Source organism: Streptomyces sp. W16 (assembly GCF_033194735.1).
Lineage (GTDB): Bacteria > Actinomycetota > Actinomycetes > Streptomycetales > Streptomycetaceae > Streptomyces.
On record NZ_JAWOAI010000499.1, the window covers coordinates 1 to 7,020 of the forward strand.

Annotated in this window: 6 protein-coding genes and 1 pseudogene; 2 read left to right on the plus strand and 5 right to left on the minus strand. The window is 71.0% G+C overall.

From position 1 onward, the window contains the following. Positions 1–770, plus strand: a pseudogene (locus R6V09_RS41705) (glycosyltransferase 87 family protein); the annotation flags it as partial. Here R6V09_RS41705 and R6V09_RS41710 read toward each other — a convergent pair. Beyond that, positions 731–2,047: an MATE family efflux transporter gene (locus R6V09_RS41710; protein WP_317886702.1), complete on the minus strand. Its 1,317-nt coding sequence runs from the start codon at positions 2,045–2,047 to the stop codon at positions 731–733. The pseudogene R6V09_RS41705 and the gene R6V09_RS41710 sit on opposite strands and share 40 nt — an antisense overlap. A gap of 89 nt (positions 2,048–2,136) precedes the next feature. Between R6V09_RS41710 and R6V09_RS41715 the strand changes: the two genes are divergently transcribed. Beyond that, on the plus strand, positions 2,137–2,667 hold the full coding sequence (locus R6V09_RS41715) for a PadR family transcriptional regulator (RefSeq protein ID WP_317886703.1): 531 nt from the start codon (positions 2,137–2,139) through the stop codon (positions 2,665–2,667). On the opposite strand, the gene R6V09_RS41720 is transcribed toward R6V09_RS41715, so the two are convergent. The 4 genes from R6V09_RS41720 to R6V09_RS41735 all read right to left on the minus strand — a co-directional run. Continuing rightward, positions 2,655–3,845, minus strand: a complete 1,191-nt coding sequence (locus R6V09_RS41720) for a hypothetical protein (RefSeq protein ID WP_317886704.1) — start codon at positions 3,843–3,845, stop codon at positions 2,655–2,657. The two genes, R6V09_RS41715 and R6V09_RS41720, sit on opposite strands and share 13 nt — an antisense overlap. Before the next feature lie 30 nt (positions 3,846–3,875). Further along, a complete protein-coding gene (locus R6V09_RS41725; RefSeq protein ID WP_317886705.1) occupies positions 3,876–4,898 on the minus strand; it encodes a C40 family peptidase in 1,023 nt (340 codons plus the stop codon). A 221-nt stretch (positions 4,899–5,119) separates the two neighbouring features. Beyond that, positions 5,120–5,755 (minus strand): C40 family peptidase, encoded by a 636-nt coding sequence (locus R6V09_RS54770; protein ID WP_442810250.1) that lies wholly within the window; start codon positions 5,753–5,755, stop codon positions 5,120–5,122. 609 nt (positions 5,756–6,364) lie between these two features. Further along, positions 6,365–7,020 (minus strand): NYN domain-containing protein (locus R6V09_RS41735; RefSeq protein WP_317886707.1); only part of this gene is annotated, 656 nt, incomplete at its 5' end.

Below are 7,020 nucleotides of genomic sequence, written 5' to 3' on the forward strand. Positions count from 1 at the left end.
ACCCGCGTGTGATGGGCGCGCTGGTGGGTTTCGGCGCCCTGCTGAAGGTGTGGCCCGCGCTGCTCCTGCTGGGCGCGGTCAAGCGCCGGGCCTGGGGTGCGGCGGCGGTGACCGTGGTCGCGGTCGCCGCCCTCTTCGCGGTGTCCATGCCGGGCGCGTTCACCTTCCTGACCTTCCAGCGCGAGCGGGGCACGGAGGTGGAGTCGCTGGGCTCCCTGGTCTTCCATGTGGCCCGGCACTTCGGCTGGCGGGGCGAGGTGCTCCTCAACTACGGCTCGGTCGAGTTCGTCGGCCCCTACGTCAACTGGGTCAGCACGGCCGCCCTGGGCCTCACCGCGATCGCCTTCGGCTGGATCGTGCTCTGGCGGCTGATGGCGGCCCGCTTCCTCCCGCACACCCTCGCGGACGCGGCCTTCGTGGCGGTGCTGATGTTCACGGTCACCAGCCGGGTCATCAGCCCGCAGTACGTCGTCTGGCTGATCGGCCTCGCGGCCGTCTGCTCCTGCTTCCGGGCCAGCCGCATGAGACTCCCGGTCGGTCTGGTCCTGGCGGCGGCCTTCGTGACGGTCCTGGAGTTCCCGGTCCGGTTCGCCGACGTGGTCGCCAGCGACAGACTCGGTATCGCCCTCCTGCTCGTCCGCAACGGCCTGCTGGTCGTGGCGGCGCTCACGGCCGCCCGGGAGCTGTGGCGGGCGTCGGTCACCTGGGCGGACGTACCGCCGCTCCCGAGTCAGGCCACGCGCTCGAAGGCGACCTCGGCCTCCTCCTGACGCCGGGCCGCCCGCCGGAAGAGCACTGCCACGGACGCGCACTGCACGCCCATCGAGAGCGCCATCGCCAGACACACACCGGGCAGCCCGAGCCCCGACAGGCCGTACGCCAGCGGGAGTTGGACCGCCGTACCGAGCACGGTGACCCGTAGCAGCGCCGGTGCTCCGCCGCTCCCCTCGAAGACCCCGCCGAGCGCGATGAAGCAGCCCATCAGCAGCAGGTAGGGGCCGACGCAGCGCAGGAACAGGGCGCCCTCGTGGGCGACTTGGGGCCCGGTGCCGAAGGCGGCCATGATCCAGGGGGCGGCGGCGCAGAGCAGGACGACCGCCACCACGCCTACCGTGCCGGACACGAGCATCGCCTGCCGTCCGATCTCCCGCCTCGCGTCCTTCCCCGTCCCCCGCAGGTGCGCGGTGTGGATGGAGGCGGCCTGCCGCACGGAGTAGAAGGCCATCGTCGCGACGTACAGGACCTTGTAGCCGATGGCGTACGCGGCCACCGCCGACACCCCGAGCCGCGCCACGATCGCGACCAGCACCAGCGCGCCGCCCTGCCGCACGGTGAAGTCGGCGGACATGGGCAGGCCGGTGGCGAACGTCCGGCGCAGGGCGGCGGTGACGGATCCGGCGGGCCCTGCCTTCGTGCGCAGCAGGGCGTTGCGGCGCAGCGCGCGCAGCCCCACCGCCAGCGCGAACACCCGGCACAGCACGGTCGAGGCGGCGGCGCCCCGGACGCCGTAGCGGTGGATGAGGAACGGGTCGCAGACCAGGATCAGGCCGTTGGCCAGGAGGGCCAGGCGCATCGGGGTTCTGGTGTCGCCGGCGCCCTTGAGGATGCCGTCGACGAGTTGCTGGGCGTAGAAGACGGCGATGCCCGGCAGGGAGATGGTGAAGTAGGCGACCGTGAGCGGGAGTTCGGGGCCGGTGCCGCCGAGGAGCAGGCGGGCCAGCGGTTCACGGAACAGGAAACCGGCCGCGACGACCAGCGGGGTGACCAGCGCGCACAGGGCCCAGCCGCCGCGGATCGCCGAGCGCAGCGCCGCCGGGTCGCGGGCTCCCCTCGCGTGGGCGACCAGCACGGTCGTACCAGAGGCGAAGACCAGGGCGATGCCCAGCAGCACGTTCTCGGTGGTGGTCGCGACGGCCACCGCGGCGACGGCCGGGCCGCCGAGCCGGGCGACCCAGACGGTGTTGATGATCCCGGCGGCGACGGAGGCGAGGAGCGAGAGATAGACGGGGTGGGCGAGCGATATGAGCTGCTTGCGGTGACTGTTCACGGAGACTGACCCCCTCGATGCGAGCTACCTCTATTCGAGATAGCTCGATAAGAGGTACCATGACGACAACGCGTCCGCAAGGAGGACACATGCTGGAGCTCTCGATCCTGGGCTTCCTCGCCGAACAGCCGCTCCACGGCTACGAGTTGAAGGAACGCATCAAGGCCCTCAGCGGCCATGTCCGCCCGGTGAGCGACGGCGCGCTCTATCCGGCGATCACCCGCCTGACCACCGCCGGCAAGCTCGACCAGCGCACCGAGGAGGGCGCGAGCGCGACCCCGCGCCGGGTCCTGTCCCTCACCGAGGCGGGCCGCGAGGACCTCCTGGAACGGCTCCGCCACCCCAAGCAGACCGAGATCACCGACCACGTCCGCTTCAACACGGTCCTGGCCTTCCTACGACACCTGCCGGACCGGCGGGAGCAGGCGGACGTGCTGCGCCGGCGCCTGGACTTCCTGGAGACCCCGGCGAGTTTCTTCTACCGGGACGGCGAGCCGGTGCGGGCGGAGGAGACCCAAGACCTGTTCCGGCAGGGCATGTTGCGGGTCGCGCGGGCGACGGGCACGGCAGAGCGGGAGTGGCTCACGGAGGCCATCGCCCAACTGGATCAGGCGAGTTGAGTCCTGAGATAGTCCCGCCACTGCGCCGTGAAGTCGTCCAGGCTCACCCCGAGAACCTTCTTCATCGCGTCCTCCACCGCCCCCGCCCGCTTCTTGTGCGCGCCGACGGCCCGGTAGAACTTGCCCAGTTGGCCGACTCCCCACCGGTCCTCGATCATCCGGCAGGCCATCCAGCCGCCCTCATAGGCCTGCGCCAGCCCGGTGGCCTCGCTGCTGAAGCCGAAGTCCTTGTCGGTGGGGAGAGCGGCCGGGAGGTGGCCGTCCTCGACGGCGCGGTACAGCTCGGGCGCGGCCTGCGTCGGGGTGCGACCGGTGCCCCGGTAGCCGATCCAGTCGGCGTAGCCCTCGGAGAGCCAGAGCGGGGTGGCGGGGGTGGTGTGGGCGCGGGTCGCCACATGGGTCGTCTCGTGGGTGAGCACGACCTGCTTGCCGACCGGGCCCAGCAGGGCGTACGCGTCCGGATTGACGATGATCCGGTCCGCCGGCGCGTCGCCCGAACCACCCGCCTCCCCCGTCGTCACCGCGGCGATGCCCCGGTAGGACGCGGCCGGTGCGCCCAGGAGCCCCGCCATGCCGTCCAGGGAGTCGGGGACGAGCACGACGACGTGCCGGGTCCAGTCGGTGCCCCAGGCGCCCGACACGGCCGGTACGGCGTGGTCCGCGAGCGAGCGGTAGTCGCGCAGACCGGCGGCGGACTGCCCGACCCCCATGACGAGGCTGTGCGCGCCCTTGACGACGCTCACCTTCCCCTGGTCCCACAGCTGCTGACCGGACTTCTCCGCGGGCTTGTCGGAGTCGACGTACCACTGCCCGTCCGCGGTGAGGCGGAGCGTGAGCGTGCGGCCGACGGTGACGGGGGAGGTGTCGTAGCCCCGGACGCGGTAGCTGAGGTCGGCGCCGGCGGTCGCGGTGGCGCCGGTGCGGTGCAGCGAGGTCAGCCGGTAGGACCAGGACGCCAGCGGTACGGCGCTCAGGTTCTCGTACGCGGTGCGTGCGCCGGTCCGGGTGTACGCCGTCTCGTCGTGGTGCAGGACGGCCGCCGACTGTCTTTCCAGCAGGCGCTGCACCGCCGTCCGCGCACTGTCCGGCGCCGGCTGGCCGCCGCACGCCACCAGGGAGCCGAACAGCAGACACAGCGCGAGCACTCCGGAGCGCGACGCCCGCCTACGACCAGTCACTTCCCGATCGTACGACCCTTTCGCGCCGGTTCAGACCCTCGTGACCGACGAGACCGGCATCATGCCGACCGGGTCGTAGCGCACCGGCGCACCGGGGTAGGGAGCGTGGATGACCTGGCCGTTGCCCACGTACATCGCGACATGGCTGGCGTCGGCGCGGTAGACGACCAGATCGCCGGGCTGGGCCTGGGAGAGCGGGATCTGGTGGCCGGCGTAGCGCTGTTCCTGCGAGGTGCGCGGGAGGTGGACGCCCGCCTGGGCGTACGACCACTGCATCAGGCCGGAGCAGTCGAAGCCGCCGGGGCCGGTGGCGCCCCAGACGTAGGGCTTGCCGAGTGCGGACTGGGCGGCGGCCACGGCGGCTGCGGCGCGGCCCGAGGACGGGACGCCGGCGCCGAGGTCGGGGATGTCCTCGCGGGAGGAGCGGGAGGCCCGGTCGAAGGCGGCGCGGTCGGCGAGCGGCATCCGGTTGAGGATCTGCCGGGCCTTGGCGAGCTTGCCCTCGACGGTCTTCTTGTGGCCGGCGACGGCCTTGCGGCTGCGCTCCAGCTCGGCGAGGTGCCCACTGGCCTCGCTGCGCTCCTGGGCGAGTTCGCGCATGGCGTCCTGGAGGTCCTTGAGCTCACCGGCCTGCTCGGTGGTGATGCGGTCGAGGACGGAGGCCTTGTCGAGGTAGTCGGCCGGGTCGTCGGAGAACAGCAGCGCGACCGTGGGGTCGATGCCGCCGGAGCGGTACTGGGCGCCGGCGAGTGAACCCAGCGCGTCCCGCATGGTGTTGATGCGCTGCTGCTGCCGGGCGATGCGGTCCTGGGCGTCGCTCACCTGCCGGTGCAGCTGCCCGGCGCGTTCGTCGGCCTTGTCGTAGGCCTCGGTCGCCTTCTCGGCCTCCTGGTAGAGCCGGTCCACCTCGGCCCGGGCGTCGTCGTGCGGCGCGGCCACGGCGGAGCCGGCCGGAAGGGCGCCGAGTGCCGCGGCGGCGGCGGACATCACACAGACCGCGGCACTGGCGCCTCGGTCGAACCCGGACGGTGCAAGGCGACGACGGGATCCCACGGGAAGCCGCACTTCCTTCCGCTGGCGGACACGGACCGCTCCCCCGATGCGGGGAAACGCGCCAGACAGTAGCTCTGTGAAGGGGTGCGGGCCAAAGACCTCCGCGGGCACACAACGTGACGCCCCGCCTATGACGCAGGTCATGGGCGGGGCGCGGGGTCAGCCTGGAGTGTCGTAATTCGCCCGTTCGGGCGGTCCGGAACGACCGGATACGGACGGGATCAGATCCGGACGCCGAACTCGAACGTCATGTTGCCGATCGCCTCGTAGCGCACTACGGCACCGGTGTGCGGGGCGTGCAGCACCTGGCCGTTGCCCGCGTAGAGGCCGACGTGGTGGAAGTCGCCGTAGAAGATGACCAGGTCGCCGACCTTGAGGTCGCTCTCGCTGTAGATGCGGGTACCGGCGTTCGCCTGTGCCTCGGAGGTACGGGGTATGGAGACACCCGCCTGCGCGTAGGCCCAGGAGGTCAGGCCGGAGCAGTCGAAGGAGGACGGGCCCGAGGCGCCGTAGACGTACGGTGAGCCGATCACGGACTGGGCGGCGGCGAAGGCCGACGCGGCCCGGCCGGAGGCGGAACCCGTGTTGCCGAGGTTCACCCGCGAGCTGGAACGGTTGGCGGCCTGCGCCTGCTCCGCGTCGAGGGCCGCCTTCTCCTTGGCCGTCAGCGTGTTGAGCAGCTTCTGGGCCGCGGCCAGCTTGGCCTTGACCTCGTCCTTCTTCTTCTTGAGCTCGGTGCGGGTGGCGGAGAGGTCCTTGAGCTTGGTGCTCGCCTCCGCGCGCTCCTGGGCGAGTTCGCGCTGCTTGCCCTGGATCTTCGTGAGCGCCTCGACCTGCTGAGCGCTCAACTGGTCCATGGTGGACGCCTTGTCGAGGTAGTCGCTCGGGTCCGAGGACAGGAACAGCTGGATCGACGGATCGATGCCGCCGGTGCGGTACTGGGCGCTGGCCATCGTGCCGAGGCCGTCCCGGAGCTTGTTGAGCTCCTCCTGACCGCGGGCCACGTTGTCCTGGATGGTGGAGATCTCCTTCTGGAGCTTCTCCTGCTTCTCCTGGGCCCCGTCGAGCTTCTCGGTGGCCTGCTCGGCCTGCTCGTAGAGGGCGTCGACCTTCGACTTGACCTCGTCCTTGCTGGGCTTCTCGCTCGGCGCGGCATTGGCGGCCTGAGCGCTGAAGGCAACGGCGGCAGCGGCTGCGGTGGTCAGCACGGTGACACGCGTGCGGCTCGGCTGCTTCGGTCGACGATGGGACGCCACGGAGTCGAGCTCCTTCTATTGAGTGATCACCCGTTCGGAGGTTCGAGGCACGACCCTAGTGACGTTCCTGTGATCAGTTCAAATCCTCACACGAAAAAATGCCGTCACTCCAAGCATTCTTTGCACATAACCAACATGCAGTGATGGTCGATTGACACTACGTTGCGTGACGGTTCGGTCAATTCCGGCATTAAACCTGTACGTTGACCTTCACGACAGTCGCTTGAGGAGTACCGCAGAAGCGACGGGCCGCGCGCCCGCCTTCGCGATGCCGTCGGCCACCTCGCGGTCGGTCGAGGCGACGATGACCGGCCTCCCCGGCGGCTCGGCGCGCACCAGCTGGCGGATCAACTCGTCGGCGGTGACGCCCGGTTTGGAGAACAGCACCCGCACTCCGCGCGGCGGCGCGAGCAGCACCGGCGCGGCCAGCTCGGCCCCGTCGAAGACACAGGTGACCTCGGCGCCGGTCTGCGCGGCGAGCTGCGAGAGCTGCCCGAGCAGCCTCAACCGCTGCTTCTCCAGGGGCATTTGGGGATAGCCGGTCTTGGTGACGTTGTAGCCGTCGACGACCAGGTGGGCCTGCGGCAGCGCGAGCAACTGGTCGAGGATCGCGGGGTCGTTCTCGGACAGCGCCCGCGCCGCGATGTCCTTCGGGGTCATTCGTCCCGGTTCGACCGCGTCGACGGTCTCGGCGGGCCGCACGGAGACGGGCGGCAGCGCCAGTTCCCTGCGCAGCCCCTGGGCGGCCTCCAGCACGGTGTCGAGCAGCAGCCGTACCCGCATGTCCTCGACACTGCGCCCCTCCCGGGCCGCTTTGCGGGTGGCCTCCAGGGCCGCCTCCGCCTCGGCGAGCCGCGCCTTGAGCC